At 69.9% G+C, this 26,205-nt stretch carries 21 protein-coding genes, 1 rRNA gene and 1 pseudogene; 12 read left to right on the top strand and 11 right to left on the bottom strand.

Going from position 1 to position 26,205, the window contains the following annotated elements; translation table 11 throughout:
- The first annotated feature begins 93 nt into the window (after positions 1 to 93).
- Positions 94 to 327 carry a hypothetical protein gene (locus ABGB18_RS26890; RefSeq protein WP_347698368.1) on the top strand — a complete coding sequence of 78 codons (234 nt, stop codon included), beginning with the start codon at positions 94 to 96 and terminating at the stop codon, positions 325 to 327.
- Positions 328 to 636: 309 nt separating this feature from the next.
- Here the strand turns inward: ABGB18_RS26890 and ABGB18_RS26895 are convergent, their stop codons facing one another.
- The 3 genes from ABGB18_RS26895 to dxr form a co-directional block, all read right to left on the bottom strand.
- Positions 637 to 1,788 (bottom strand): hypothetical protein, encoded by a 1,152-nt coding sequence (locus ABGB18_RS26895; RefSeq protein WP_347698369.1) that lies wholly within the window; start codon positions 1,786 to 1,788, stop codon positions 637 to 639.
- 483 nt (positions 1,789 to 2,271) lie between these two features.
- Positions 2,272 to 3,438: a flavodoxin-dependent (E)-4-hydroxy-3-methylbut-2-enyl-diphosphate synthase gene (gene ispG, locus ABGB18_RS26900; RefSeq protein ID WP_347698370.1), complete on the bottom strand. Its 1,167-nt coding sequence runs from the start codon at positions 3,436 to 3,438 to the stop codon at positions 2,272 to 2,274.
- 39 nt (positions 3,439 to 3,477) lie between these two features.
- Positions 3,478 to 4,668, bottom strand: a complete 1,191-nt coding sequence (gene dxr / locus ABGB18_RS26905) for a 1-deoxy-D-xylulose-5-phosphate reductoisomerase (protein ID WP_347698371.1) — start codon at positions 4,666 to 4,668, stop codon at positions 3,478 to 3,480.
- A 196-nt stretch (positions 4,669 to 4,864) separates the two neighbouring features.
- Between dxr and ABGB18_RS26910 the strand changes: the two genes are divergently transcribed.
- Genes ABGB18_RS26910 through ABGB18_RS26920 form a run of 3 tightly spaced genes read left to right on the top strand, consistent with a single transcriptional unit; the run spans position 4,865 to position 7,185 of the window.
- Positions 4,865 to 5,845 carry a peptidase gene (locus ABGB18_RS26910; RefSeq protein ID WP_347698372.1) on the top strand — a complete coding sequence of 327 codons (981 nt, stop codon included), beginning with the start codon at positions 4,865 to 4,867 and terminating at the stop codon, positions 5,843 to 5,845.
- Between the two features lie 55 nt (positions 5,846 to 5,900).
- Entirely contained in the window at positions 5,901 to 6,929 is a 1,029-nt protein-coding gene (locus ABGB18_RS26915; protein WP_347698373.1) for a trypsin-like serine protease, read from the top strand.
- Complete coding sequence (locus ABGB18_RS26920; RefSeq protein WP_347698374.1) at positions 6,922 to 7,185, top strand: LysE family transporter; 264 nt, start codon at positions 6,922 to 6,924, stop codon at positions 7,183 to 7,185. Before ABGB18_RS26915 ends, ABGB18_RS26920 begins: the two co-directional genes overlap by 8 nt.
- A 36-nt stretch (positions 7,186 to 7,221) precedes the next feature.
- Here ABGB18_RS26920 and ABGB18_RS26925 read toward each other — a convergent pair whose 3' ends face one another.
- A complete protein-coding gene (locus ABGB18_RS26925; RefSeq protein ID WP_347698375.1) occupies positions 7,222 to 8,649 on the bottom strand; it encodes an aldehyde dehydrogenase family protein in 1,428 nt (475 codons plus the stop codon).
- A gap of 292 nt (positions 8,650 to 8,941) precedes the next feature.
- On the opposite strand from ABGB18_RS26925, the gene ABGB18_RS26930 reads away from it, so the two are divergent.
- Entirely contained in the window at positions 8,942 to 9,568 is a 627-nt protein-coding gene (locus ABGB18_RS26930; protein WP_347698376.1) for a TetR/AcrR family transcriptional regulator, read from the top strand.
- A 59-nt stretch (positions 9,569 to 9,627) separates the two neighbouring features.
- Here the strand turns inward: ABGB18_RS26930 and ABGB18_RS26935 are convergent, their stop codons facing one another.
- Positions 9,628 to 10,932, bottom strand: coding sequence for a helix-turn-helix domain-containing protein (locus ABGB18_RS26935; RefSeq protein ID WP_347698399.1), 1,305 nt, complete (start codon positions 10,930 to 10,932; stop codon positions 9,628 to 9,630).
- Between the two features lie 51 nt (positions 10,933 to 10,983).
- Positions 10,984 to 11,446, bottom strand: a pseudogene (locus tag ABGB18_RS26940) (PucR family transcriptional regulator ligand-binding domain-containing protein); the annotation flags it as partial.
- Between the two features lie 219 nt (positions 11,447 to 11,665).
- On the opposite strand from ABGB18_RS26940, the gene gabT reads away from it, so the two are divergent.
- On the top strand, positions 11,666 to 12,994 hold the full coding sequence (gabT, locus tag ABGB18_RS26945) for a 4-aminobutyrate--2-oxoglutarate transaminase (RefSeq protein ID WP_347698377.1): 1,329 nt from the start codon (positions 11,666 to 11,668) through the stop codon (positions 12,992 to 12,994).
- Between the two features lie 211 nt (positions 12,995 to 13,205).
- Positions 13,206 to 13,406 carry a hypothetical protein gene (locus tag ABGB18_RS26950; protein ID WP_347698400.1) on the top strand — a complete coding sequence of 67 codons (201 nt, stop codon included), beginning with the start codon at positions 13,206 to 13,208 and terminating at the stop codon, positions 13,404 to 13,406.
- A 109-nt stretch (positions 13,407 to 13,515) separates the two neighbouring features.
- Here the strand turns inward: ABGB18_RS26950 and ABGB18_RS26955 are convergent, their stop codons facing one another.
- From ABGB18_RS26955 to ABGB18_RS26965, 3 genes are read right to left on the bottom strand one after another with little or no spacing between them, the layout of a single operon-like run.
- The gene (locus ABGB18_RS26955; RefSeq protein ID WP_347698378.1) at positions 13,516 to 14,613 is read right to left on the bottom strand and encodes an extracellular solute-binding protein; all 1,098 of its coding nucleotides are present in this window, start codon (positions 14,611 to 14,613) and stop codon (positions 13,516 to 13,518) included.
- A gap of 31 nt (positions 14,614 to 14,644) precedes the next feature.
- On the bottom strand, positions 14,645 to 16,150 hold the full coding sequence (locus ABGB18_RS26960) for a CoA-acylating methylmalonate-semialdehyde dehydrogenase (RefSeq protein ID WP_347698379.1): 1,506 nt from the start codon (positions 16,148 to 16,150) through the stop codon (positions 14,645 to 14,647).
- Positions 16,147 to 17,427: an aspartate aminotransferase family protein gene (locus tag ABGB18_RS26965; protein ID WP_347698380.1), complete on the bottom strand. Its 1,281-nt coding sequence runs from the start codon at positions 17,425 to 17,427 to the stop codon at positions 16,147 to 16,149. The genes ABGB18_RS26960 and ABGB18_RS26965 overlap by 4 nt, the downstream gene beginning before the upstream one ends.
- A 250-nt stretch (positions 17,428 to 17,677) precedes the next feature.
- Here ABGB18_RS26965 and ABGB18_RS26970 point away from each other — a divergent pair, with 250 nt between their 5' ends.
- Positions 17,678 to 18,376: an alternative oxidase gene (locus ABGB18_RS26970; protein ID WP_347698381.1), complete on the top strand. Its 699-nt coding sequence runs from the start codon at positions 17,678 to 17,680 to the stop codon at positions 18,374 to 18,376.
- Here ABGB18_RS26970 and ABGB18_RS26975 read toward each other — a convergent pair.
- On the bottom strand, positions 18,373 to 19,836 hold the full coding sequence (locus ABGB18_RS26975; RefSeq protein WP_347698382.1) for an MFS transporter: 1,464 nt from the start codon (positions 19,834 to 19,836) through the stop codon (positions 18,373 to 18,375). The genes ABGB18_RS26970 and ABGB18_RS26975 overlap by 4 nt on opposite strands.
- A gap of 56 nt (positions 19,837 to 19,892) precedes the next feature.
- On the opposite strand from ABGB18_RS26975, the gene ABGB18_RS26980 reads away from it, so the two are divergent.
- The 4 genes from ABGB18_RS26980 to ABGB18_RS26995 all read left to right on the top strand — a co-directional run bounded on the left by ABGB18_RS26980 (position 19,893) and on the right by ABGB18_RS26995 (position 25,636).
- Positions 19,893 to 20,591, top strand: coding sequence for a TetR/AcrR family transcriptional regulator (locus ABGB18_RS26980; protein ID WP_347698383.1), 699 nt, complete (start codon positions 19,893 to 19,895; stop codon positions 20,589 to 20,591).
- A 12-nt stretch (positions 20,592 to 20,603) separates the two neighbouring features.
- Complete coding sequence (locus ABGB18_RS26985; RefSeq protein ID WP_347698384.1) at positions 20,604 to 22,232, top strand: AMP-binding protein; 1,629 nt, start codon at positions 20,604 to 20,606, stop codon at positions 22,230 to 22,232.
- Between the two features lie 57 nt (positions 22,233 to 22,289).
- A complete protein-coding gene (locus tag ABGB18_RS26990; protein ID WP_347698385.1) occupies positions 22,290 to 23,906 on the top strand; it encodes a PucR family transcriptional regulator ligand-binding domain-containing protein in 1,617 nt (538 codons plus the stop codon).
- Positions 23,907 to 24,163: 257 nt separating this feature from the next.
- Positions 24,164 to 25,636 carry a phosphodiester glycosidase family protein gene (locus ABGB18_RS26995; protein ID WP_347698386.1) on the top strand — a complete coding sequence of 491 codons (1,473 nt, stop codon included), beginning with the start codon at positions 24,164 to 24,166 and terminating at the stop codon, positions 25,634 to 25,636.
- Positions 25,637 to 26,094: 458 nt separating this feature from the next.
- Here ABGB18_RS26995 and rrf read toward each other — a convergent pair.
- Positions 26,095 to 26,205: ribosomal RNA gene (rrf, locus tag ABGB18_RS27000) — 5S ribosomal RNA — on the bottom strand; the annotation flags it as partial.

Below are 26,205 nucleotides of genomic sequence, written 5' to 3' on the forward strand. Positions count from 1 at the left end.
TGATCGAACGCGGATAACGTGATGCCAGATCACGCATCCGGCCTCGGCGATTCGCCCTGGCCCGCAGGCCCCGATCGGTCTGGAGGAACCTTCATGACAATCAAGCGAGGGGTTTCAGCGGCGATCCTGACCGCCGGCGTGCTCACCGCCGGCGCGACCCCGGCCCACGCCATTCCTCCTCCCCCACCGGGGGGCGACCTCCTCATCGTCTACAGCTACTACAGCGGCGAACAGGTCATCGGACAGCGCTGGTTCGGATGCAGCAAGCCGCCGGGCCAGTGGGGAGACGTGACGGGCATGCCGAAGGTCTTCTTCACGCCCTGCTGAGGGTCCGCGTCCAGCAGGCGGTCGGGTAGTAGGGAAAGCGAGCGTTTTCCCCTGTTACCCAACCGATGTTTGATCGTCTTCGCGGTAGCTGACTAGGGTTTGGACGCCTTTGTTCCAGCCCTGGTCGGCTCCTTCCCGAGGATGTCCCCTGCGCCGCTATCGCTTCGGCAGAACCGCCGCGCTGCTCGTGGTCACGGCCGTCGCGCTCGGCGTCCTCGCGCTGGTCACGGCGGTCAAACGGCCGTCGGTGTCAGCGTGACACTTGTGAGCATAGGGAGTGTCGCGGATCCGCGTTTGCCGTATGCTCAATCAGCCATGTGAGATGGCGCGAGCTTGTCCGGGGCTACGGTGCGCGATGGACAGCAGCGAGTCGTTCATCGCCCGCAACAACTTGCTCCGCGATCGAGCGGTCCAGCTCTGCGCGGCGAAGGCGTGGTCCAATGCCGTGGACGCGCGCTCCTGATAGGCGGCCATATTGCCCATCCAGCAGTGCAGGTAGCTGATCAGCGTCGGGTCGCCGAGGTCGAGCGCCGCCCGTAGCCCGTCGTTCAGCGCGTCCTCGGCTGTCGTGTAGTCGAGCAGGTCATAAGCGAGATATCCCGCGAGTTGCGACATCTGCGCGTATGAGCCGAGCAGTCGGTCGTGCAGGACCGGCGGCATCGATTCACGGGCGAGGACTCGGGCCAGCGCCGAGCGATGCTCGTTCACCACCGGCAGCAACGTCGCGGGCCCATACAGGTCGTCGGCCTGACGGGCGTGCATGGTGAGCTTCTCGAATATGCGAACCGTCGCCTCGTCCACCTGCCAGGTACCACGAAGCACCCCGGCCAGCCGTTCGCCCTCATCGGGAGTGAGCACCCGCAGGAAGTCCAGTGCCCGCGTCCCGCCCAGCACCAGGGCAAGCTCGAAAAGCAGTTCGCGTCGCTTCACGTCGGTCTCCTCGACGCCGATGGCACGCAGCAACCGCACGCACGCCGAGGCGTCCAGGAGCGGCTTGTCAGCGGGCGTGACTCCTGCGCTCGACTCCATGGTGACACGGCCCGCCCGATCCTGGTTGGCGTCGAGATGGCGGAAGTCGGAGCCGTCGATCAGGTCGCGGTCGGCGCAGCAGTAGGACGCGAAATCCTCACCGCACACCAGGCTCCTCGCGGTGGTCTGGTAAATCCTGGCGAGTACGGCCAGGAGACGGGCGGGCGGCCGGCGGCCGGCCCCCGGCCAGGTCTCGAAATCGTAGAGCCGCGCCTCCCGCATGCAGGCCGTGCCCGCCGGGTCGGCGTCGTTGACCATGGCCACCACGTCGGCGGCGGTGCGGCCGTGAGCCAGCCGGTACAGCCGCAGCGCACTCACTGCATGAGTGAGCGCGAGGACGGTAGCGATCTGATCCCAGGTGAAGCCCTTCTCGCGGAGGCACTTGCTCCACGAACGAGCCCGAAGCAGCACCCGATAGCCCTCGCCGGACATCACGCACCCCTCTCACCTGGGATTGCGCACCCATTGTAGTCATCCGACCACGAAATGATCGAACGTTGATGACCTTGAGGGGGATCAGGACCGCACGATCAGCGGATTTCCGCTGGTCAGCCTCGGTTTCGCATGCAGTAGTCCGGTGTCGGGAGGTGGGGGGTCCAGCGGGCGTGACGTGCGCGCCACCATACGCATGGCCGACAACCCGACCCCTACCGGAAGGCGCGCGAGATGACCAATCTCATCGAGACCTCGCTCATCCCCAGGCAGCGCGATGAGACGGTCCTGCGCGAGCACGTCAACGCGATGATCGGCTTGAGTCCGGGCGGACTGATCTGGCGGCGCACCTTCCCGCTTCGACCTCGGCTGTCCGGTGACTGCCGAGCGAGGGCGAGGGCTGAGCGTCGTCGCCGCGATCGCCGATCAGGTCGGGTATGACGGCGACGACGCGTCAGGGCACCGGGTCTGGGCCCGGATCCGTCAGCCGACCACGACCTGAGGGGCGGAGTCCTCGTCGTCCGCGTCCACTTCGATGCCCATCTCCTCGGCCAGGCGCATGGCCTCCTCGATCAGGGTCTCCACGATCTGCGACTCCGGCACCGTCTTGATGACCTCGCCCTTGACGAAGATCTGGCCCTTGCCGTTGCCGGAGGCCACTCCGAGGTCCGCCTCGCGGGCCTCGCCGGGGCCGTTGACGACGCAGCCCATGACGGCCACCCGGAGCGGGACCTTCATCCCCTGCAGCCCGGCCTGGACCTGGTCGGCCAGGGTGTAGACGTCCACCTGAGCCCGGCCGCACGACGGGCAGGAGACGATCTCCAGGCCGCGCTCGCGCAGCCCGAGCGACTCCAGGATCTGGGCGCCGACCTTGACCTCCTCCACCGGCGGGGCGGACAGGGAGACGCGGATCGTGTCGCCGATGCCCTCGGCGAGCAGGGCGCCGAAGGCCACCGAGGACTTGACGGTGCCCTGGAAGGCGGGTCCGGCCTCCGTGACGCCCAGGTGCAGCGGGTAGTCGCACTTGGTGGCGAGCAGCCGGTACGCGTTGATCATGACAACCGGGTCGTTGTGCTTGACGGAGATCTTGATGTCCCGGAACCCGTGCTCCTCGAACAGCGAGCACTCCCACAACGCCGACTCGACGAGCGCCTCGGGCGTGGCCTTGCCGTATTTCTGCAGCAGGCGAGGGTCGAGGGAGCCCGCGTTGACGCCGATGCGGATGGGCACGCCGGAGTCGGCCGCCGCCCGGGCGATTTCGCCCACCTTGTCATCAAATTTCTTGATATTTCCGGGGTTCACCCGCACCGCCGCGCAGCCCGCCTCGATGGCCGCGAACACGTACTTCGGCTGGAAATGGATGTCGGCGATGACCGGAATCTGGGACTTTCTGGCGATGATCGGCAACGCCTCGGCATCGTCCTGCGACGGCACCGCCACCCGCACGATCTGGCAACCCGACGCCGTCAGCTCCGCGATCTGCTGCAACGTGGCGTTGACGTCGGCGGTCACCGTGGTCGTCATCGACTGAACCGAGACCGGCGCGTCCCCTCCGACGGGCACGTCGCCGACCATGATCTGACGTGAGTGTCGGCGTTCGGCGAGCGGCTTGGGGCGCACTGTCGGGATGCCGAGAGCTACAGAAGACATTTCAACCCTTACTGTGACGACGCTTTCCAGTTTAGGTAGTCAGCGGGAGTGTCCGGATGTGAGCTCCGACGCACGGGCTCGCGCCCAGGCGTCGGCCGCCAGCACTTCCTCGACGGTCGAGGCCGGGGTGACCACGTGCTCCTCCACGACCTTGGCCACCGTATCGACGATCCCCAGGAACGGCAGCTCACCCCGCATGAACGCGTCGAGACACACCTCATTGGCGGCGTTGTAGACGGCGGGCGCGGTGCCGCCCTCGCCGCCCACGTGCCTGGCCAGCGCGACCGACGGGAACGCCACGTCGTCGAGCGGCTCGAACGTCCACGTGTGCGCCGTGGTCCAGTCTATGGCCCGTGCGGCGCCCGGGATGCGGCGCGGGTGGCCGAGCGCCAGCGCGATCGGCAGGCGCATGTCGGGCGGGCTGGCCTGGGCGACGGTCGAGCCGTCGACGTATTCGACCATGGAGTGGATGACCGACTGCGGGTGCACGACCACCTCGATCCGGTCGAACTCCAGCTCGAACAGCAGGTGCGCCTCGATCACCTCCAGCCCCTTGTTGACCAGGGTGGCGGAGTTGATCGTGATCACCGGGCCCATGGACCAGGTGGGGTGCGCCAGCGCCATCGCGGGCGTGACGTCGGCCATCTCCTCGCGCTTCATGCCCCGGAACGGCCCGCCGCTCGCGGTGACGACCAGCCGCCGCACGCTCGCGGGATCGTAGCCGCCCGGCCCCGAGGCCCACAGGCACTGCTGCAGCGCCGAGTGCTCGGAGTCGACCGGCAGGATCTGCCCGGGCTTGGCCAGCCGCTTGACCAGCGGCCCGCCGATGATCAGAGACTCCTTGTTGGCCAGCGCGAGGGTGCGGCCGGCCTCAAGGGCGACCAGCGTGGAGGTCAGCCCGAGCGCGCCGGTGATGCCGTTGAGCACCGTGTCGCACGGCCATCCGGCCACCTCGGCGACCCCCTCGGGGCCCGCCAGCACCGCCGGATGGGCGCCGTGCGCGGCCAGCGCGTCCCGCAGCGCGGGCGCGGCGGCCGCGTCGGCCACCGCCACGACCTCCACCCCGAAGTCGGCCGCCTGCCTGGCCAGCAACTCCACCTTGCCGCCGCCGGCCGCGAGCCCGGCGACCCGGAAGCCGTCGGGGTTGGCGGCGGCGACCTCGAGGGCCTGGGTGCCGATCGAGCCGGTGGAGCCGAGGACGACGACGGAGCGGAGGGTCTCTGCATGCACCCGTCCATTGTCCCCGCTGAGCGGCGTACTCGGGCACGCGGCACCGAGATGTCGAAATGCCTTGGCTGATGTGACCCGCGTTAACGCAGTTACTTTCTGATGAAATATCGCCATATCCGGATGCGCAAGTCCCGAGAAATTCGCATATTGCTGCGGCTACCTTCCAACCCCGGGCCCCGGTTTTGGGAGGTACGAAATGCACCGCAGATTCGCCCTGCTCCCCCTCCTCACCCTCGCCGCGGCGAGCGCCACCCTGGTTTCCGCGGGCGGCGCGCGGGCTGCGGCGTCGGCGGCGCGCCCGAAGCCGGCCCAGCACGCGGCCGCGGATTCGGCGTCCGAGCGGCGGCAGGTCCAGACGTACTGGACCGAGCGGCGGATGGAGGCGGCCCAGCCGCTGGAGGCGCCCGGTCCCAGGCAGGGGGCGAGGCCCGGCCAGGGCGCCCCCTGGACGGCGCCGCCCACCGGCGCCCGCGCCGAGCCGCAGGCGGCCAGGAGCTCCGGCGCGGCCCCGACGGGCGGCGGCGCCGTCGCGCGGACCACCGGGCGGATCTTCTTCACCACCCAGGGAAGGAACGCCTCCTGCTCCGGCACGGCGGTCACCAGCGCGAACGAGAGCGTCGTGCTGACCGCCGGCCACTGCGTGAAGCTGAACGGCGCCTTCCACACGAACTGGGTCTTCGTACCGGGTTACGCCGCCGGCAACCGCCCGTTCGGCACCTGGCCCGCCACCCGGCTGCTGACCACGCAGCAGTGGAGTTCCAGTGAGGACGCCAACTTCGACGTCGCCGCCGCCGTGGTCGCGCCGCTGGAGGGCAGGACGCTGGTCGGCACCGTGGGCGGCCAGGGCGTGGCCTTCAACCAGCAGCGAAGACAGCAGATGTACGCCTTCGGCTACCCGGCCGTGGCCCCGTACGACGGCTCCAAGCTGATCCACTGCGGCGGCCGGGCGTTCGACGACTTCCTGCTGACCGACGACCACGGCCTGACCTGCGACATGACCGGCGGTTCGAGCGGCGGTCCGTGGCTGCTGAATTTCAACGAGTCGACCGGCCTCGGCACCCAGAACTCCGTTAACAGCTTCAAATACAACTTCGCCCCCAACTGGATGTTCGGCCCATATTTCGGAAACGACGCCCAGTCCCTCTATCAAGCCGCTCAAAGCACCAACGCACTCTGAGGTATTCACCGAAAGTAGTCACAAGAACACATCTCGTGGTGCACACTCGGGGGCCATGAGCTTCAGCACCCCCCTGCTTGCGGCCGCCTCGCTCCTGGTGGGGCTGGTGGGCCCCGCGCTCGCAGGCGCGACGCCCGAACCGCAGCAGGACGTCCCCGTCGCACCGCTGGGCACCGAGATCGTCGAGCACGTGGCCGCCAGCGGCACCGCCGAGCTGCGGCGCGTGCTCGCCTACTGGACGCCGCAGCGCATGGCGGCGGCTCTGCCGATCAGCCTGCTGGACACCGTGACCGGCGAAGGCGGCCTCCTGAGAGGTCTGGCCGGGGAGCGCTCCGACGCCGCGCGCAGAGTCAGGCCCACCGCGCCGCGACGCCAGGCGGCGGCCAAACCGGAGACGCACACCATCGGCTCCCGCTGGGTCACGGGCGGCCTGGTGGCCAGGACCACGGGCCGGGTGTTCCTGACGGTGGGCGGGGCCGACTTCGTCTGCTCGGCGAGCACGATCCGGAGCGCCAACCGGGACGTCGTGGTCACCGCCGGGCACTGCGTCAAGGACGGCACCGGGGAGTGGGCCGCCAACTGGACGTTCGTCCCCGGGTACGGGACCACCGGCGCGCGGCCGTACGGGCAATATCCCGCCCGCCGCATGTTCGTCGCCGGGCCGTGGTCGCGCAGCGGGGACGACAACTACGACGTGGGCATGGTGGCGCTGGCCACGGCCGGCGGCAGGCACGTGGCCGACGTGGTGGGCACGCAGCAGATCGCGTTCAACGAGCCGCGCGGCGGGCAGGCGTTCGGCTTCGGCTACCCCGCCGACCCGCCGTACGACGGGAGCCACCTGGTCTACTGCGCGGGACGGCTGAAGGACGACCCGTACGCGCAGACCCGCGACCAGGGCCTGGGCTGCGACATGACCGCGGGATCGAGTGGCGGGCCTTGGATGACCAAGTTCGACCCAGCCACCGGCAGGGGCACGATCACGTCGCTGAGCAGCTTCAAGTACAGCGACGACCCGCGCACGATGTACGGTCCCTACCTCGGCGACGCCGCCAAGGCCCTCCTGTCCAGCGCGGAACGTGCGTAGCCTGCGGGCATGTGGATCCAACTGGCGGCCTTCGTCGGCCTGTCCGTCGTCGTCATCCGCACGCCCCGGTCCTGACACGGCGCTCACCGTCCGCAACGCGTTCTCGGGCGGCCGGCGGGGCGGAGTCTGGACCGCGGCGGGCGTCGCCATCGGCCAGGCCGCCTGGACGTTCTTCCAGCCGCTCGGTCACGCCCACCACGCGGCCGGCGACCAGTGGCCGGGGGTGCGCCGGATCCTGAAGGGCCTGCTCGGCTGACCACACCGGATCCGGCTCACGACATCGGGGAGACGGTCAGAGTGACAGCCCCGTCATCACCATGACCTTCTCGTACGTGTAGTCCGTCATGGCCGAGTGCAGCCCCTCGCGCCCGATCCCCGAGTCCTTCACCCCGCCGTACGGCATCTGGTCGGCCCGGTACGACGGCGCGTCGCCGATGATGACGCCGCCCACGTTCAGCTCCCGGTTCGCCCGGAAGGCCGCGTCCAGGGAGCGGGTGAACACACCGGCCTGCAGGCCGTACTTGGAGTCGTTGACCGCCGCGTAGGCCTCGTCCACCGAGGCGACGGGCTGCAGGAGCATGACGGGGCCGAATACCTCCTCGCAGGCCACCTTGGCGTCGTGCGGGACGTCGGCCAGCACCGTCGGGGCGAAGGTGGTGCCCTCGCGGGTGCCGCCCGCCAGGACCCGGGCGCCGGCGGCGACCGCCTCCTGGACCCACTGTTCGACCCGCTCCGCGGCGGCCTCCGAGACCAGCGGCCCCACCTGGGTCTTCTCGTCGGCCGGGTCGCCGGTGACGAGGCTGCCGACGGCCGGCAGGAGGCGCTCGACGAAGGCGTCGTAGACCGGCTGCTCGACGATCACCCGCTGCACGGCGATGCAGCTCTGCCCGGCCTGGTAGTTGGAGTAGAGCGCGATGCGCTGGGCCGCCCAGTCGAGGTCGGCGTCGGCCAGCACGACCGCGGCCGCGTTGCCGCCCAGCTCCAGCGTCACGTGCTTGCGCGGCACCTGGTCGGCGATGGCGTAGCCGACGGGCGCCGAGCCGGTGAACGACACCACCGGCAGCCGGGGGTCCTGGACCAGCGCGGAGGCGCGCTCGTTGGCCACCGGCAGCACCGAGAACATGCCCTCGGGCAGGTCGGTCTCGGCCAGCAGCTCCCCGAGCAGCAGCGCGGTCAGCGGCGTGGCCGGGGCGGGCTTGACGACGACCGGCGCGCCGACGGCGATGGCCGGGGCGACCTTGTGGACGACCAGGTTCAGCGGGAAGTTGAACGGCGTGATCGCCAGCACGGGCCCGTGCGGGACCCGCGACACGTACGCCAGCCGTCCGGTCGCGGTCGGCTCGGTGTCGAGCCGCTGCACCTCGCCCGACCAGCGGCGGGTTTCCTCGGCGGCGAAGCGGAACGTGGCGATGGCCCGGCTGACCTCGCCGCGCGCCCAGAAGATCGGCTTGCCGTTCTCGGCCGTGATGAGCTGGGCGATCTCCTCGGCCCGCTCGGCGATCCGGCGCGAGATATGGGCCAGCGCCTCGGCCCGCACGTGCACGGGCAGCGCCGCGGCCTCCGCGGCCACCGCGTGGGCGGCCGCTACGGCCTCCTCGACCTGGGCGTCGGTGGGCACGGAATGCCGGCCGACCTCGCGGCCGTCATGGGGATTGGTGACAGTGAGCTCGGAGTCCCCGGTCGCTGGGCGGCCGGCCAGCCAGAAGGTACGCACGTCCATACCTCGACGTTATGCCAAGCCGAAAGTCGGGGAATCACACCACAGTGCACAACACTCACATCGGGGCTCACCGTTAAGTACAAGCTCTGGTGTATACCCATGATGTAACGGAAGTAGACCTAATTCGGGATGTTTACCATGCGGAGTGGTTTGAGGGATCTCCGCCCTGGCTAAGTCATCGGGTGCGGGTCTCCAGCGCGGTGGGCCCCCGATCTGAGAAAGGCGTGGGCCCCGTGACCGAACGACGTGAGGTCACAAGGACGCATAGATCCTTGGCCATGAGGGAGGCCTCATGACGTCGGCGCCGCTGGGGTTGCAGGGCGCCTACCTCCTCGGTGAGCGCGCCAGCCACGACGAACTTCGGTCCCGTCTCCTCGACGTGGCGGTCAACCTGCTCGAAACGGACGGACCCGACAGTCTGACCATGCGCAGGATCGCCGCCGAGGCCGGGTGCACGACGACCGTCATCTACACGATGTTCGGCAACAGGGAGGGCCTGGCGGAGGCGCTTTATCTGGAGGGGTTCGAGCGTTTCCGGCGGTTTCTGGAGGCGGTGCCGCAACGGCGCAACCCGCTGGAGCACCTGACGGCACTCGGCCCCGCCTACCGGCAGGCGTGCCTGTCCGAGCCCGGCTACTACAGCCTCATGTTCGAACGGGCGATCCCCGGCTTCGAACCCAGCGAACGCGCCAGGACCCTGGCCCGTGCCGCCCTCAACATCCTCGACCGGGTGATCGCCGACTGCATCTCGGCCGGTTACCTGGTCCCCACCCAGCCCCGCAAGATCGCGGACGCGCTGTGGTCGGCGGCCCAGGGGGCGATCAGCTTGGAACGCGCCGGGCACCTGCGCGACGACCGCACGTACGAAGCGGTCACGACGGCCACCATCCACTGCTACATGGCCGACAAGCAGGACTAACGCAAGCCCCTGCCACCTGGCGGACGGGCAGAGCTCGTGCGCCCGCCCGGGCCGCAGGGCTAGCGGCGGCGGGTGGCCTCCAGGGCCAGCCACAGCTCGGCGCGTGCTCCCGGGTCGTCCAGGTCGCGGCCGAGCAGGTCGCCGACGCGTTTCATGCGGTAGCGCAGCGTGTGCCGGTGCACGCCCAGCCGCTGCGCCGCCGCGTCCCAGTGCCCGTTGCTCTCCAGGTACGCGCGCAGCGATTCGACCAGGTCGGCGCGGGAGCCGTAGCGGGTGAGCGGGGCCAGCAGCGCGGCCGAGAACGCCTGGGCGGCGTCCGGGTCCAGCAGCCCCAGCAACCCCTGACCGGCCAGCTCCCCGAACTTCACCACCCCGCCGGCCTCGTCGGCACCCCTCGATACTCCGCCTTTCGATGACCCGCCGTTCGATGACCCGCCGTTCGATGACCCGCCGTTCGATATCCCGCCCCTCGACGCACCGCCCCCCGGGCGACCGCGCACGGCCGTCTCCAGCGCCCGTCCCGCCTGGTCGAGCGCAGCGCGCAGCTCGGTGTAGCCCGCCGGCAGACTGACCCCCACCGGCCCGTCCACAGCCTCTGCGACCTCGTCCGCGACCCGCTCGGCCACCAGCGCGACCACCAGCGCCCCGCAACCGCCCGACAGCGCGGGACCGCCAGCCGACGGGCCCGGGCCGAGCGGTGCTGCGAACGCGTGCGTCGGGAGGGACTCGACGGCCTCGGCCGGGGTCGCGAGTGCCACGAACGGCTCCTCGGGCAGTCTGCGCCCGAGTGGCTCCAGCGCCGCGCGTGCCTGCTCCTGTGCCCCCGCCAGCAGCAACTCCAGCACGGCGGTGTGGACGCGCAGCTCGGCCGCCCGCTGAGCGCCGCCCTGCTCGACGGCCAGCGTGAGCAGGGATCCGGCGGCGTTGATCACAGTGTGGGCGACGGGCGAGAAGGTGTGCTCGGCCCCGACGGCGAAGAAGCCGCGCGGCCGCGCCCCGCCGCCCAGCGGCTGCACGACGATGTGCTCACCGGGACCGGACAGCGCCAGACTCGCGGGCAACCGTCCGTCGAGGGCCCCACGGTGCTCATCCCACCGTGAAACTCCGGCCGCAGAGGCGTCCGCAGGGCGCTCACCGCCCTTACCCGGGCCCGCGGAGCGGCGACCGGTACGAAGCGGACTTTCGTCCGAGTCACCGGAGTGGCGGCCAGAGCGCGGAGAGCCCTTCCCCGAGACATCGGAGTGCCCGCCGGAACGCGGGGGGTCCTTGTCCGGAGCATCGGAGTGGCCGCCAGAGCGCAGGGAGTCCTTGTCTGGGGTGTTGGGGTGGCGACCGGGGCGGAGGCGGGTCAGTTCGGCCGTCACCGCCTCTGTTCTGGCGTCTCGGGTCGCGTGCCGGGGCTCGCCGGTCTCGTCCAGCAGGGCTGCCCAGCCGCCGACCTCCTTGGCCAGCCGGTCGATGACCGCGTGCATGCCCTCCGGCCGCAGGGCCGCCCGCGTAAGGCGGCCCTGGGCGGCGAAGGCCCGGCTGATCTCCTCGTACTGCTCGGCCGCCAGCAGCTCGCTGACCGTCTTGCCGATGGCGATGAACGGCGTCTCGCGCGGCACCTCCAGCAGCGGCAGCCCGGCCGCGTCGGCGGCGGCGATCAGGGCGGCGGGCACCTCCTCGTGCGAGACGCCGACGCCGAAGCCGAGCCCGGCCACGCCGCGCGCCACCAAGCGGGCGACATATCCTGTCAGATCGCCTTCCATCCGCATGCCGGTGGTCAGCAGCAGCTCGTCGCCCTCCAGGAACGGCGTCGGATCCGCCAGCTCGCTGACCGCCACCCAGCGCACCACGGCATCCAGCGCGCCCCCAGCCGAGGGTCCAGCCGAGGATCCGGACGGGGGTCCGGACGGGGGTCCGGACGAGGGTCCGGACGGGGGTCCGGCGGGCGGCGTCGCTGAGGTTCCGGCCAGTGGTCGTAGGCCCATGCGGCGTGCCACAGTCTGCAGCGAAGGCGGCATACGAATTTGTCCATTCTGGCGAAGTTGACGCTCCCCAGTGTGACATATCGACGTATCGGCCCAGGTCGGAGCCCGCCGTAGCGTCGGAACCATGAGCATTCCCCAGGAGCGGCGCGTCGTGACCGCGATCCCAGGCCCGAAGTCGCAGGAGCTGCTGGCCCGCAAGCAGGCCGCCGTCCCGCAGGGCATCGGCACCACCCTGCCGGTCTTCGTCACCCGCGCGGGCGGCGGCGTGGTGCAGGACGCCGACGGGAACTCGCTGATCGACTTCGGTTCCGGCATCGCCGTCACGAACGTGGGCAACGCCGCCCCGAAGGTCGTCGAACGGGTCCAGAAGCAGGTCGCCGACTTCACCCACACCTGTTTCATGGTCACCCCGTACGAGTCGTACGTCCGGGTGTGCGAGAAGCTCAACGAGCTGACACCCGGCGACCACGAGAAGCGCACCTTCCTGGTGAACTCGGGCGCCGAGGCCGTCGAGAACGCTGTCAAGATCGCCCGCCACGCCACCGGCCGGCAGGCCGTGGTGGTGTTCGAGCACGGCTACCACGGCCGCACCCTGCTCACGATGACGCTGACGGCCAAGAACATGCCCTACAAGCACAGGTTCGGCCCGTTCGCCCCGGAGGTGTACCGGGCGCCGCTGGCCTACCCGTTCCGCTGGCCGGGTGGGCCGGAGAACTGCGCCGAGGAGGCCGCCGCGCAGGCGATCGACATGATCACCAAGCAGATCGGCGCCGAGAACGTGGCCGCCGTGGTGATCGAGCCGATCGCGGGCGAGGGCGGGTTCATCGTGCCGGCCAGGGGGTTCCTGCCGCGGATCGCCGAGTTCTGCCGGGCCCACGGGATCGTGTTCGTGGCCGACGAGGTGCAGACCGGCTTCGCGCGTACCGGGACGTTGTTCGCGTGTGAGGACGAGGGCGTCGTGCCGGACATCATCACCACCGCCAAGGGCATCGCCGGCGGCCTGCCGCTGGCCGCCGTGACCGGGCGCGCCGAGCTCATGGACGAGGTGCACGTCGGCGGCCTCGGCGGCACGTACGGCGGCAACCCGCTGGCCTGCGAGGCGGCGCTCGGCGTGTTGGAGACCATCGAGGAGGAGGACCTGGCCGCCAAGGCCCGGCGCATCGGCGACATCATGCTCCCCCGGCTCAGGGCACTGCAGGAGCGCTTCGCCATGATCGGCGACGTACGCGGCCGGGGCGCGATGATCGCGATCGAGCTGGTCGAGCCGGGCACCAAGGAGCCGAACCCGGCCGCCTTGCAGGAGATCGTCAAACGCTGCCACGCGGAGGGGCTGCTGGTGCTGACGGCGGGCACGTACGGCAACGTGCTACGTTTCCTGCCGCCCCTGGTCATCCCCGAGCAGTTGCTGGAGGAGGGCCTCGGCATCCTGGAGAAAGCCATCGCCGCTCTCTAACACAATCCCCAACCAATCGGGCATCCGGCTTGCGGTTGGATGCCCGATTTTGTTGGTGTAACTGCCGTCACCAGGGAAGAGAATTCACTCTGACTTGACGCTGCGCTAGCGGATCACAGCCTCGGTCAGGGTTATAACGGTTCCGACGTACGGATGGGCGATGGCTGCTGGGAGCGTGATGAACTGGGGTCCCACCAGAACGGCGCGGAGCATGTTGACGTTCGACCCTGAGGGTCTGACCTGGGCCCAGCGCGACGGCGACGCCTGTGTCGTCTGCCACAAGAGATGGCCGCGACCGCGTGTCCGCGTCGGGCGGCTGCCCGACAACTCGCCGGTCCTTGCCTGCGGCGACTGCGCCGAGGCGCTCCAACCCGCTCCCTTGGCCACGGTCGTGGCGTTTCCCAATCGCTGAGCGAGACGCCCCGGGACGGGGGGAAGCCCCGGGGCGTCTCTGCAGGTCACGCCCAGCGGGGGGAGGGGCGCGCCCGCGGCACAGTCAGGTCGGGGTCGATGGCGCCCACTCAGTGGGGAAGTGTCTCCCACCGTCTCTTCCAGGCGTCATAGTCAGTGCATTCCCCTTCCTCCGCCCGGCAATCCCCGGGGGGACTGACGGCAAAGGCGATCCGGTCGAGCCGCTTGTCGTCGCCGACCCCGAACACTTCGCACATCACCTTGCCCCGCCCCTTGCACGCCTCGTCGTTGGCCGGGGCCATCCCCACCCAGGCGGCGGCGTCGCGTTGCGCGTCGGGCGTGGTCACCCAGTTGAGCCAGCGGTAGGCGCATGTGGTGTCGGGGAGGTTGGCGCCGAGCATCCAGGAGTCCACCCAGCCGGTGGTCTCGGCCGTCCGCACCGTCTTGACCGGCAGGCCGGCCTGCTGCAGCAGCAGGCGGTAGTAAGGGGTGGTCTGCGCGTAGTCGATCGAGCCGGTGGCGAAGCCCTGGACCAGGTCGATCGGATTCTGCCAGTAGGAGCGGTCCTTCCGCTGCTCCAGCAGCGTCATCGCCCGGTCGAGCTGCTCCTCGGTGAGCTCGTAGGGATCGTCCACGGATCCGGCGGCCAGGGCGGCGTCGGCGATCGTCAGCGGGGTGTCCTCGAGCGCGACCCGGCCGGACTCGAAGACCTGGTCCAGGTTGCCCTTGACCCTGGTCGAGTCGTAGATGAACTCGTGGGATCCCCACAGGTAGGGCACGCCGTAGACCTTGCCCGACACCGTGGACATGTCGCGGAAGCGCTCGTCGATGTCCTCGTAGCCGGTGATCTTGGCCGGGTCGAGCGGCTGGACCCGCTTGTTCGCGACCAGATCGGCGGCCAGGACGGGCCCGGCCGAGATCACGTCGTAGGGCTGCTCGGCCAGCCCCTCCATCTCCGCCGCGGTCTGCACGGTGTCGAGCTTGGCGATCCGGCAGCCGGTCTCCTTCTCGAACGAGCCCACCCAGTTGACCCGCGAGCTGATGCCGCCGTATTCGGCGTAGCCGCGGTAGGTGAGGATCCGCAGGGTGCCGTCGCTCTGCGTGGCGGTCGGGGACGGGCTGGGCGTGGGCGTGGGGCCCGCCGCGCCCAGCGTCGCGAGCAGCGCGGAAACGGCCACGACAGTGGTAGGGGCACGACGAGCTTTCACGATCAGGAGCTTACCGGTGACTCGGACAGGCTTACCTGTTCGTCGGGAAGCCCAGGTTCACGCCGCCGTGCGAGGGGTCGAGCCAGCGTGAGGTGACGACCTTGCCACGGGTGTAGAAGTGCACGCCCTCGGTGCCGTGCACGTGCGTGTCGCCGAAGAGCGAGGACTTCCAGCCTCCGAAGCTGTAGTAGGCCATCGGCACCGGGATGGGCACGTTGATGCCGACCATGCCGACCTCGACCTCGTTCTGGAAGCGCCGGGCCGCGCCGCCGTCGTTGGTGAAGATCGCGGTGCCGTTGCCGTACAGGCCGTCGTTGATGACCTTCAGGCCCTCCTCGTAGGAGCCGACGCGCACGACGGACAGCACCGGGCCGAAGATCTCCTCGGTGTGCGTCCTGGAGCCCACGGGGACGTGGTCGAGCACGGTCGGGCCGAGCCAGAAGCCGGACGTCTCGGCCGCCCTGCCACCGCCGAGCACGGCCGTCGCGCGGCCGTCCACGACCAGCTTGGCGCCCTCCTCGACGCCGAGGTCGAGGTAGGAGGCGACCTTGTCGCGGTGTGCCGCGGTCACCAGCGGTCCCATCTCGGACTTCGGGTCGTCCCCGGGGCCGAGCACCAGCTTGTCCACCCGCTCGATGATCTTCTGGACGAGCTCGTCGCCGATCGGGTCCACGGCCAGCACGACGGAGATCGCCATGCACCGCTCGCCCGCCGAGCCGAACCCCGCCGACACCGCCGAGTCCGCCACCAGGTCGAGGTCGGCGTCGGGGAGCACGAGCATGTGGTTCTTCGCGCCGCCGAGCGCCTGCACCCGCTTGCCGTGCGCGGTGCCGGTCTCGTAGACGTATTTCGCGATCGGGGTGGATCCGACGAACGACACGCCGCGCACGTCCGGGTGCTCCAGCAGCCGGTCCACGGCGACCTTGTCACCCTGTACGACGTTGAACACGCCGTCGGGCAGCCCGGCCTCCTGCCAGAGCCGCGCCATGAGCAACGACGCCGACGGGTCCTTCTCCGACGGCTTGAGCACGAACGCGTTCCCGCACGCGATGGCGACCGGGAACATCCACATCGGCACCATGGCGGGGAAGTTGAACGGCGTGATCCCGGCCACGACGCCCAGCGGCTGGCGGATCGAGTAGGAGTCGACGCGGGTCGAGACGCCCTCGGAGAAGCCGCCCTTGAGCAGGTGGGGGATCCCGCAGGCGAACTCCACGACCTCCAGCCCCCTGGCCACCTCGCCGAGCGCGTCGGCGTGCACCTTGCCGTGCTCGGAGGAGATCAGCGCGGCCAGCTCGTCGCGGTGGGCGTACATGAGCTCGCGGAAGCGGAACAGCACCTGCGTCCGCCTGGTCAGCGACGCGTCCCGCCACTCGGGGAACGCCGCGACGGCGGCCGCCACGGCCTCGTCCACGTCGGCGGCCGAGGCCAGCGCCACGTGCCCGCTGACCTCGCCCGTCGCCGGGTTGAAGAGCTCCGCGGCGCGGGGGTCACCCTCCCGTGGAGCTCCGTTGATCCAGTGCTTGACGGACTTCACTGTCCCGCCGCCTCCGCGTTGATGATCTCCAGCACGTTCACGATTATGGCCAGGCCCTCTGTGGCCTCCTCGACCGTGAGGGTGAGGGGCGGGGCCATGCGGATGGCGTTGCCGTACAGGCCGCCCTTGCCCGCCAGCAGGCCCGCCTTCTTGGTCTCCTCCATGAAGCGGGCGGCCTGGGCCGGGCTCTGCAGCTCGACGGCGAACATCAGCCCCTTGCCGCGCACCTCCTTGACGACCGGCAGCCGCGCCGCCGCCGCCCTGAGCCCGTCGTTGATGATCTTCCCGGTGCGGGCGGCGTTGCCCTGCAGGTTGTGGTCCAGCACGTAGTCGAGGGTCGCGTTGGCGGCGGCCATGGAGATGGGGTTGCCACCGAACGTGGACAGGCCCACGGCGTGCGGAGCGTCCATCAGGTCGCCGCGCGCCACGACGCCGCCGACGGCGAACCCGTTGCCCAGTCCCTTCGCGAACGTGATCATGTCAGGGGTCACGCCGTGGTTCTGGATGCCGAAGAACGCGGTGCCGGTGCGCCCCCAGCCGGTCTGCACCTCGTCGGAGATGAACAGGATGCCCTGCTCCGCCAGCACCTCCTGGTACGTGGCGAACAGCCCGTCGGGCGCCATCGTGAACCCGCCCACGCCCTGGATCGGCTCGGCGATCAGCGCGGCCACGTCGTTGGAGACCCCGGTGGCCAGCAGGTGGCGCAGGTCCTCCACGCACGCCTTGATGTATTCGGCGTCCGTCATCCCCTGGAACTGGGTGAGGTGCCGGTCGGTGCCGTGCAGGAAGTGCACGTTGAGCGGGGACAGCGAGTTGTTCTTCCACGCCCGGTTGGCGGTGATGCTCATCGCGCCGAAGCTGCGCCCGTGGTAGCTCTGCCGCATGGCGAGCACCTGGTCGCTCTTGCGCGCGTACGTCGCCAGGAGCAGCGCGGTCTCGTTGGCCTCGGTCCCGGAATTGGTGAAGAAGACCTTGGCGTCCGGGATGCCGGAGAGCCGCACGATCTTCTCGGCCAGCTCGATCTGGCCGCGCAGCAGGTAGGCGGTGCTGGTGTGGACCACGCCGGTGGCGATCTGGCGCTCGACGGCCTCACGCACTTCGGGCACGTCGTAGCCGATCATGTTGGTCAGGATTCCGGCGAAGAAGTCCAGGTAGCTCTTGCCGTCGGCGTCGATGACGCGATTGCCCTTGCCGCTGACGATCTCGATGGGCTCGTTGTAGTTGAGTGCCACCCAATTGGGGATCACTGCCCGGTGGCGCGCGAGTAGCTCCGACATGTTACTGAGTATCCCGTTTCCCGTCCTCGCCGTCCTACCCTGCGATCTGAAGCCGTGGCGGCAAAATCCCTTACAACTTGCAAACTACCCGACGGCATCCCCTAAGGGTTCGCCCGTGCTCCTGGAGGCGTAGGGACGGGTGGGCGGCTACCCCCGCGGAAGCACCTCGGATTCCGCCCGCCGGGCGACGCCCCGGGCCGGTCCCCTCGACGACGATCGGTGCGTCACGAAACGCGAAGGAGAGATCGAGATGACCGTCACCGTCGACCACCGGCCGCAGGCCCCGTCCGGGCCGCCCAAGCTCGACCGCGACCGGCTCCGCCGGGCCCAGCAGGAGACGATGGACACCCCGCGCATGGACTACAGCCTGCTGGCCAGAATGATGTTCAAGCCCGTGGACCTCATGTACGGCGAACAGGGCTCGTACACGAAGTTCGCCATGCTGGAGATCATCGCGCGGGTGCCGTACCAGGCGTGGGAGCGCATGGGCTACTGGGCCGTGCACCGGCACGCGGGCCGCTCCGCGCTGGCCAGGAGGGTCTTCGAGCGCATCGTGGAGGCCCGCGCCGACCAGGACAACGAGCAGTGGCACCTGCTGATCATGCAGGACCTCGTGCAGCGCGCCGGGCAGAAGCAGTCGTGGCTGCTCCACAAGGCCGCTCCGTGGCTGATCGCGTTCTTCTACTACCACGTGTCGTGGGTGCTGTTCCTGGTCAGGCCGGACTGGAGTTACCGGCTCAACGCGGAGTTCGAGGACCACGCCGAGCACGAGTACATGACCTTCGTGGCCGAGAACCCGGACCTGGACTTCGTGCCCGACCCCGGCACGTACGCCGCCGAGTACGGCCGCCACCGCTCGGTGGCCGACCTGCTCCGGCAGATCGGCCACGACGAGCGCACCCACAAACTCGACAGCCTGGAGCGCATGAGGGAGCCCCGTGTCCGCTAGACCGGGCTCTCCTCGGGCTCGGGCTCGGGCGCGGGAGCGGCGACGGGAGGCGCCGGGCGCAGCACCGTGAACGCCAGCAGCGCGGCGGCCACGCTGAACCCGGCACCCACCCACGACCCGACGTGCACCGCGGCCGTGAACGCCTCCTTGGCGGGCTCGACGATGCCCAGCGCGAACGCCCCGCCGATGTCCTGGGCCGCCGCGGGCGCGTCGGCGGGCATCGAGGAGGTGAACACCCCGGCCAGCACGCTGCCCAGGACGGCGATGCTCAGGGCGAGCCCGACCTGCTGGACGGTGTCGTTGAGGGCCGAGCCCACACCGGCGTGCTCCATCGGGATCGCCCCCATGAGGGAGGCGTACGCGGACGGGCCGGCCAGCCCGCCCCCCACGCCCATCAGCACCAGGGCGAACATCAGCGGCAGGTAGCCGGTCGTGGTCGCCAGCACCGCGAACCCGCCGCCCATGACGAGCAGCCCGGCCGAGACCAGCACCCGGTTGCTCACCTTCTTCCCCAGCGCGGCGCCGATCCCGTTGAACACCACCGCGGCCCCCGCCTGCGGCAGGATCGCCACCCCGGCCTGCAACTCGCCGTAACCCAGCACGAACTGCAGGTACTGGGTGAGCATCAGCAGCACCGCGCCGGCCCCGAACGACATCAGCAGGATGGAGAAGGAGGCGCCGCTGAAGTTCCGGTTCGTGAACAGCCGCAGCGGCAGCATCGGATGCTCCGAGCGCCGCTCCCAGATCACGAACGCGGCCAGCGCGACCACGGCCAGCGCGATGACGAAGGGGTTCCATTCGCGCTCGATGATGACGTACACGGCGGAGGTCAGACCGATGATCGACAGCACCACGCCGACCGGGTCGATCTTCCGGCCGCCGCCGCGGGTCTCCGGCATCAGCGTGAACGCTGCCAGGATGGCCAGCGCCGCGACCGGGATGTTGAGCAGGAAGACCGAGCCCCACCAGTAGTGCTCCAGGAGGAAACCGCCCAGGGTCGGGCCCACGACCACACCGAGCATCGCGACGCTGGCCCAGATGGCCATGGCCTTGCGCCGCTCCTCCTCGTCGAAGACGGTCATGAGGATCGACAGCGTGGAGGGCATCAGGATCGACCCTCCGACCCCCATCAGGGCCCGGGCACCGATCACCTGCCAGGGTGCGCTGGCCACCACCGCGAGCAGCGACGCGCCGCCGAAGATCGCCAGGCCGATGACCAGGAATTTCCTGCGCCCGTACCGGTCGGACAGGCTGCCCGCGGTGAGCAGCAGCCCGGCGAAGACGAGCACGTAGGCGTCGAGGATCCACTGGATGTCGGAGGGGGTGGCGCCCAGCTCCTCGATCAGGGAGGGGATCGCCAGGTTCAGCACGGTGCCGTCCACGGTCAGCACCAGCAGCGAGAGGCACAGGACTACGAGCACCCACCAGCGACGAGGGTCTCGCACAGTGTTCGAATTCACTCGCACACTGTACGGCGATCCTCGTACGGTGTGCGAGTAGTTTTATCCTTGAGTCCATGAGCAAGTCGTTCACCTCCGTCTGGCTGCGCGAACCACGCAAGGCCACGAGCCCGGGGCGCAGTCGCCAAGAGATCGTCCGCGCCGCCGTGGAACTGCTCGACGAGGAGGGCCTCAACGGGCTGAGCATGCGCAAGCTCGGCGCCAAGCTGAGCGCGGGCGCCACCAGCCTCTACTGGTACGTCGCCAACAAGGACGAGCTGCTCGAACTGGCCTACGACGAGGTGTGGGCCGCGATGACCGTCCCCGACCCCGACGAGGTGGGCTGGCGCGAGTCCGCCACCGTCCTGGCCTACAGCATGCGCCAGGCCATGCTGCGCCACCCGTGGTCGGCCGACCTCCTCGGCCGACTGCCCGCCCTCGGCCCGAACGCGATGCACGTGGCGGACAGGATGCGCAGGATGTTCAAAGTGGCCGGGTTCTCCGGGATGGACATCGACTTCGCCAACGCCACGCTGACCGCCTACGTCTTCGGCATGACGAGCCCGGAGGTCGCCTGGGACGCGACGATGGGCGACAAGGACTACGACGCCGACGAGATGCGCGCCTCGGTCGCGAGAGCCGCGGCCCAGTTCCCCGACCTCCTGGAGCGCATCAACATGACCTCCTACGACGATCCGCGGGCCGTTCGCGCCATGGCCTTCGACTTCGGCCTGCTCTCGGTGCTCGACGGCCTTGAGCGGCGGCTGGCGACGTAGCAGGATCCGGGCATGAGCGTTTTCCGTGCAGCCCGCGACTTCCTCCTCGACGCCGACCCCGCCACCGCCCGCCGCGATTTCCGCTGGCCGGAGCTCGGGGAGTTCAACTGGGCGCTCGACTGGTTCGACGGGGTCCTGGCCGCCGAGACCCCTGACGCCGTCGCCCTCAAGATCGTTGGGGAGAGCGAGGCCCGTTTCACCTTCGCCGAGTTGTCGGCGCGTACCAACCAGGTCGCCAACTGGCTGCACCAGCAGGGGGTGCGCCGGGGCGACCGGGTCCTGCTCATGCTGGGCAACCAGGCCGAGCTGTGGGAGTCGCTGCTGGCCGCGATGAAGCTGGGCGCGGTCATCATCCCGGCCACGACGCTGCTGACGGCCAAGGACGTCGCCGAGCGGATCGAGCGGGGCGGCGTCTCCCACGTGATCGCCAACGCCGCCGACGCGGGCAAGTTCGGTGCCGGGGAGTTCACGAAGATCGCGGTGGGCGACGCCTACAACTGGCTGCCCTACCACGAGGCTTACGAGGCGCACGAGAGCTTCACCCCCGACGGGCCGACCCTGGCCGGCGACACGCTGCTGCTCTACTTCACCTCCGGCACCACCTCCCAGCCGAAGCTGGTCGAGCACACCCACGCCTCCTATCCGGCCGGGCACCTGTCGACGATGGCCTGGATCGGGCTCAAACCCGGCGACGTGCACCTCAACGTCTCCTCGCCCGGGTGGGCCAAGCACGCCTGGAGCAACGTGTTCGCGCCCTGGAACGCGGGGGCCACCGTACTGATCCACGACTACCGGCGGTTCACCGCGCCCGCGCTTCTGCAGGTGCTGCGGGACGAGCGGGTCACCACGTTCTGCGCGCCGCCGACCGTGTGGCGCATGCTCATCCAGGAGGACCTGCATGCCTGGACAACTCCCCTGCGTACGGCCGTGGCCGCCGGCGAGCCGCTCAACCCCGAGATCATCGACCAGGTGGCCAAGGCGTGGGGCATCACGATCAGGGACGGCTACGGGCAGACCGAGACCACCGCGCAGATCGGGAACGCGCCGGACGAACAGGTCAAGCCCGGGTCGATGGGCCGGCCGCTACCTGGTTACCAGGTCGTGCTGATCGACCCGGTGACGGGCGAGCACGGCGACGACGGCGAGATCTGCCTGCCGCTGGACGATCGCCGCCCACTCGGCCTCATGTCCGGATATGTCGGTGGAACGGGTGAAGCGATGCGCGACGGCTACTACCACACCGGCGACGTCGCCACCCGCGACCAGGACGGTTACATCACCTACGTGGGCCGGACCGACGACGTCTTCAAGGCCAGCGACTACCGCATCTCGCCGTTCGAGCTGGAGAGCGTGCTGCTGGAGCACGCCGCCGTCGCGGAGGCGGCCGTGGTGCCCGCGCCCGATCCGGTACGGCTGGCCGTGCCGAAGGCTTATGTGACGCTCGCGCCCGGGTTCGAGGCGGACGAGGCGACCGCGCGCTCGATCTTCGAGCACTGCCGCAGGGAGTTGGCGCCCTACAAGCGGGTGCGGCGGCTGGAGTTCGACGAACTGCCCAAGACGATCTCCGGAAAGATCCGCCGGGTGGAGCTCCGCGTACGCGAACCGCGCAGGGAATTTCTGGAGGAGGACCTCAACCCGTGACAAAGCGTAAGCCGGAGCATAGCCGTTATTACAGGTTGATCGGCTAGGCTCTGCCCCGTGTTGCCCACCATCGCCGATGTCCTCGCTCTGGAGAGCGTCCGCCGGGGCAGCCCGCGCGTGGTCGCGGGCGCCGACCGGCTCGACAGCAGGGTTCGGTGGGTGCACGTCGGCGAGATCGCCGACATCGCCCACCTGCTCCGCGGCGGCGAACTGGTCCTCACCACGGGGGTCGCGCTACCGGAGGATCCGGAGAAGCTCGGCGACTACATCGGCGAGCTCTCCTCCGTCGGTGCCTCGGGCCTGATCGTGGAGCTGGGCCGCAGGTTCGTACGCGAGCTGCCGCGCGCCGTGGTCAAGACCGCCGAGGAGCACGGCCTGCCGGTCATCGTGCTGACCCGGGAGACACCGTTCGTGCAGATCACCGAGTCCGTGCACGCGCGGATCATCGACATCCAGCTTGAGGAGCTGCGAGCCTCCGAGCAGCTCCACGAGGTCTTCACCGAGCTGTCGGTGGAGGGCGCCTCGCCCGCCGAGGTGCTCGCCCAGGTGGCCAGGCTGTCCAACCGCCCGGTGCTGCTGGAAAACCTCGCCCACCAGGTGCTGGCCGCCGAGTCCGCGGGGCGCGACGCGGGCATCCTGCTGGCCGGGTGGGAGACCAGGTCCAGGGCGGTGTCCCCGGCGGAGCGCACTGCGTACGATCAGGCCTCCGGCTGGCTGGTCACCACGGTCGGGGCGCGCGGGCAGGACTGGGGCCGGCTGATCCTGCTCTGCGACACGCCGCCGACCCCACGCGACATGGTGCTGGCCGAGCGCGCCGCCACCACGCTCGCCCTGGGCCGGCTGCTGGAGCGGCACCAGGAGTCACTCGAACGCCAGGCGCACGGCACGATCATCACCGGCATCCTCACCCACGCCTACGCCGACCCCGACGAGGCCGCCGCCCGCGCCCGCGCCGTCGGCGTGCCACTCACGGGACGTCGGCTGGTCAGCGTGGTGATCCGCCCGACCGATCCGGTGGACCAGGCCCTCGACGGGCAGGCCCAGCTCGGCGAGCTGGCCGAGGCGACCGCCGCGGCCTGCCGCGACGCCCGGCTGCCCGCCCTGGTCGGCGCACTCGACCAGGAGCGCGTCGGGGTGCTGCTGCCGCTGCCGCCGCGCACCCAGGCCGAGCCCGCGCTGACCACGCTCTCCGAGCGGCTGCGCATGTTGTGGCGGCCCGGCTCGGCGTTCGTGCTGGCCGCCGGCTCGATGGTGGAGTCCATCAGGGACGTACGCCGCAGCTTCCTCGAAGCCGAGCAGGTGGCCGACGTGGCGGTGCGCCAGCCGGACGGCCGCCCCTTCTACCGGCTGCCCGACCTGCGCCTGCGCGGCCTGCTGCACCTGCTGCGCGACGACGCCCGGCTGCAGACGTTCGCCGAGCGAGAGCTGGGGCCGCTGCTCGCGCACGACGCGCAGCGGGGCGGCGACCTCGCCCGGATCCTGCGCATCTATCTGGACTCCGGCCGTAACAAGGCGGTGGCCGCGCAGAAGGCCCACCTGTCCAGGCCCGCCTTCTACGACCGGCTGCGCCGCCTCGAACGCATCCTCGAAACCGACCTCGACGACGTCGAGTCGTGCCTGTCGCTCCACGTGGCCCTGCTGGCCCTGGAGTCCTTCCGCCGCGAAAACCGCTGAGCACCCCCGCGCGAGGCGCGATCCGATGCGCGGCACCCCGCGCGAGGCGCGATCCGATGCGCGGCACCCCGCGCGAGGCGCGATCCGATGCGCGGCACCCCGCACGAGGCGCGATCCGTGCGCCTCGTGCTGTTCCATCGCGTTCAAGCGGGATGTCAATCTCGTAACCTCTTCCCTCGATTGGCGTGTTCGCCTGCCGGAGAGACCTTGATCTCGCCACGATGGTGCCGGTCCCTTTACCGCCCTCTGGAGCATTCATGTCTCGACGCAGCGTCGCCGGCGGCTTGGCCATTGCCGCGGCACTCACGCTCACCACGTTGCCCGCCACGGCGGAACAACAGGTGGTGCGCTTCCCGACCGCCAAGTTCCCCCTGGGCACCCGGCCCGCGCCGACCAAGACCATGACCGCCGTGACCCAGGGCATCGACCTCTACAGCGTGAAGGCGGGCACGTCGACCGACGGCTACACGGTGACCGTGCTACTGCCGAACGGCAAGGACGCCGGCTCGCTGACGGCGGCCGAGGCCACGGTGGCCGCCGTGGAGGCCGCAGGCGAGGCCGCCAGCCTGCAGAAGGTGATCCGCCCGGCTGTCGCCGACACCCCCTCCCAGACCGTGTACATGGTCCGCGTCGGCCTGTGGTCCCTCAAGGACAAGAAGAAGGCCGAAGAGATGGCCGAGAAGCTCAAGGAGGACGCGGACCTGAAGGTCAAGGTCGACTACCTCGGCGACGACGGGCTCAAGACCACCGGCCCCTGGGACGCCAAGGTCGTCCTGATCGACGCGAAGACGTTCCGCGGCTCGTACGCGGCCTCGGTCGGCACCAGCGTAGCCAAGCGGGAGACCGTCTCCTCGATGGCCAAGGCGGGCAAGGCGGTGATCGGCGTCAACGGCGGCTTCTTCAACATCCACACCGCCACCGAACTGCGCGGCGAGCCCGTCGGCGCCTCCGTGGTGGGCGGCAAGCTGCTGAGCGAGGCGGTCCCCGGCCGCTCCGCGGTGGTGCTCAAGGGCCGCAGCGCGAAGATCACCGAAGTGGAGACGAGCGTCATCGTGACCTCGCAGGACGGCGAGCAGATCGCGACCAACGGGGTCAACCGAGCCGCCGCGACGGACGAGCTGGTGCTGTACACAGAGGAGTACGGGGCCAAGACACCCACCGGCGGCACCGACGCCGTCCTCGACGCGGGCGGCAAGGTCGTCGCCCTGCGTGCCTCGGGCGCCGCGGTGTCCGCCGGGACGCGGGTGCTGCACGGCAACGGCCTGGCCTCCGACTGGATCAACCAGCACGCCTGGCAGGACTGGACGATGCGGGTCGACACCAAGGTGATGGACCTGCGTACCAAGGAGCCGCTCGCGCTGACCCCGGACCTGAACGTGATCGCGGGCAGCGTCGGCCTGGTGCGCAACGGCAAGGTGAAGATCACCGCCAAGCGGGACGGCCACGACTCCCTGAACATGATCCTCCGTCGCCACCCACGCACCCTCCTCGGCACGACCAAGGACGGCAGCCTCATCCTGGCCACGATCGACGGCCGCAAGCCCGGCACGACGATCGGGGCGAACTTCGTGGAGGCCGCCCAGTTCATGCGCTGGCTGGGCGCGGTCAACGCCATCAACCTGGACGGAGGTGGCTCCACGGCGATGGTGGTCTCGGGCAAGGTGGTCAACAAGCCGTCCGACGGCAAGGAGCGCGGCATCGGCGACGCCCTCCTGGTCCTTCCCCAGTAGCTCCCTTTCCGCCTGACTTCCCCGAGCCTGATCTTCCCCTGAATCAGGCCCTTTCTGACAACGGCCGCTGTCTGACTGACAGCGGCCGTTGGTCGGCCACTCCTGACCTCCTGGTCGGCCGGTCCTGGCCTCAGGTCGGCCGGTCCTGTGGCCTCTGGTCGGCCGGCCCTGACCTCGAAACGCCAACCACGAGGCCCGCCGTTCGTGGCCAGGAGCGTGGCCCGGCCCGGGTCGTCATCATCTGAGGCAGCGCGCTGCGGGCCGCCCCCAGGCCAGCGAACCCACAACACACTGACCGGCAGTCCAGCACTTGGAACAGCACAACGGACAACTCGGAGAAATCTTCCAGAAACCCAACCGCATCGGCCACCAACGAACCGAGCGAAAAGGCTTAACTCACGCCTAAAATAAGGAAAGGCCCCACGCACCTGGCGTGAGGCCTTTCCTTATCAAAGATTGTCCGGCGGCGACCTACTCTCCCACACCCTCCCGAGTGCAGTACCATCGGCGCTGAGAAGCTTAACTTCCGGGTTCGGAATGTAACCGGGTGTTTCCTCCCCGCCATAACC

The sequence above is a fragment of the Nonomuraea sp. B12E4 genome, assembly GCF_039871825.1.
GTDB lineage: Bacteria > Actinomycetota > Actinomycetes > Streptosporangiales > Streptosporangiaceae > Nonomuraea.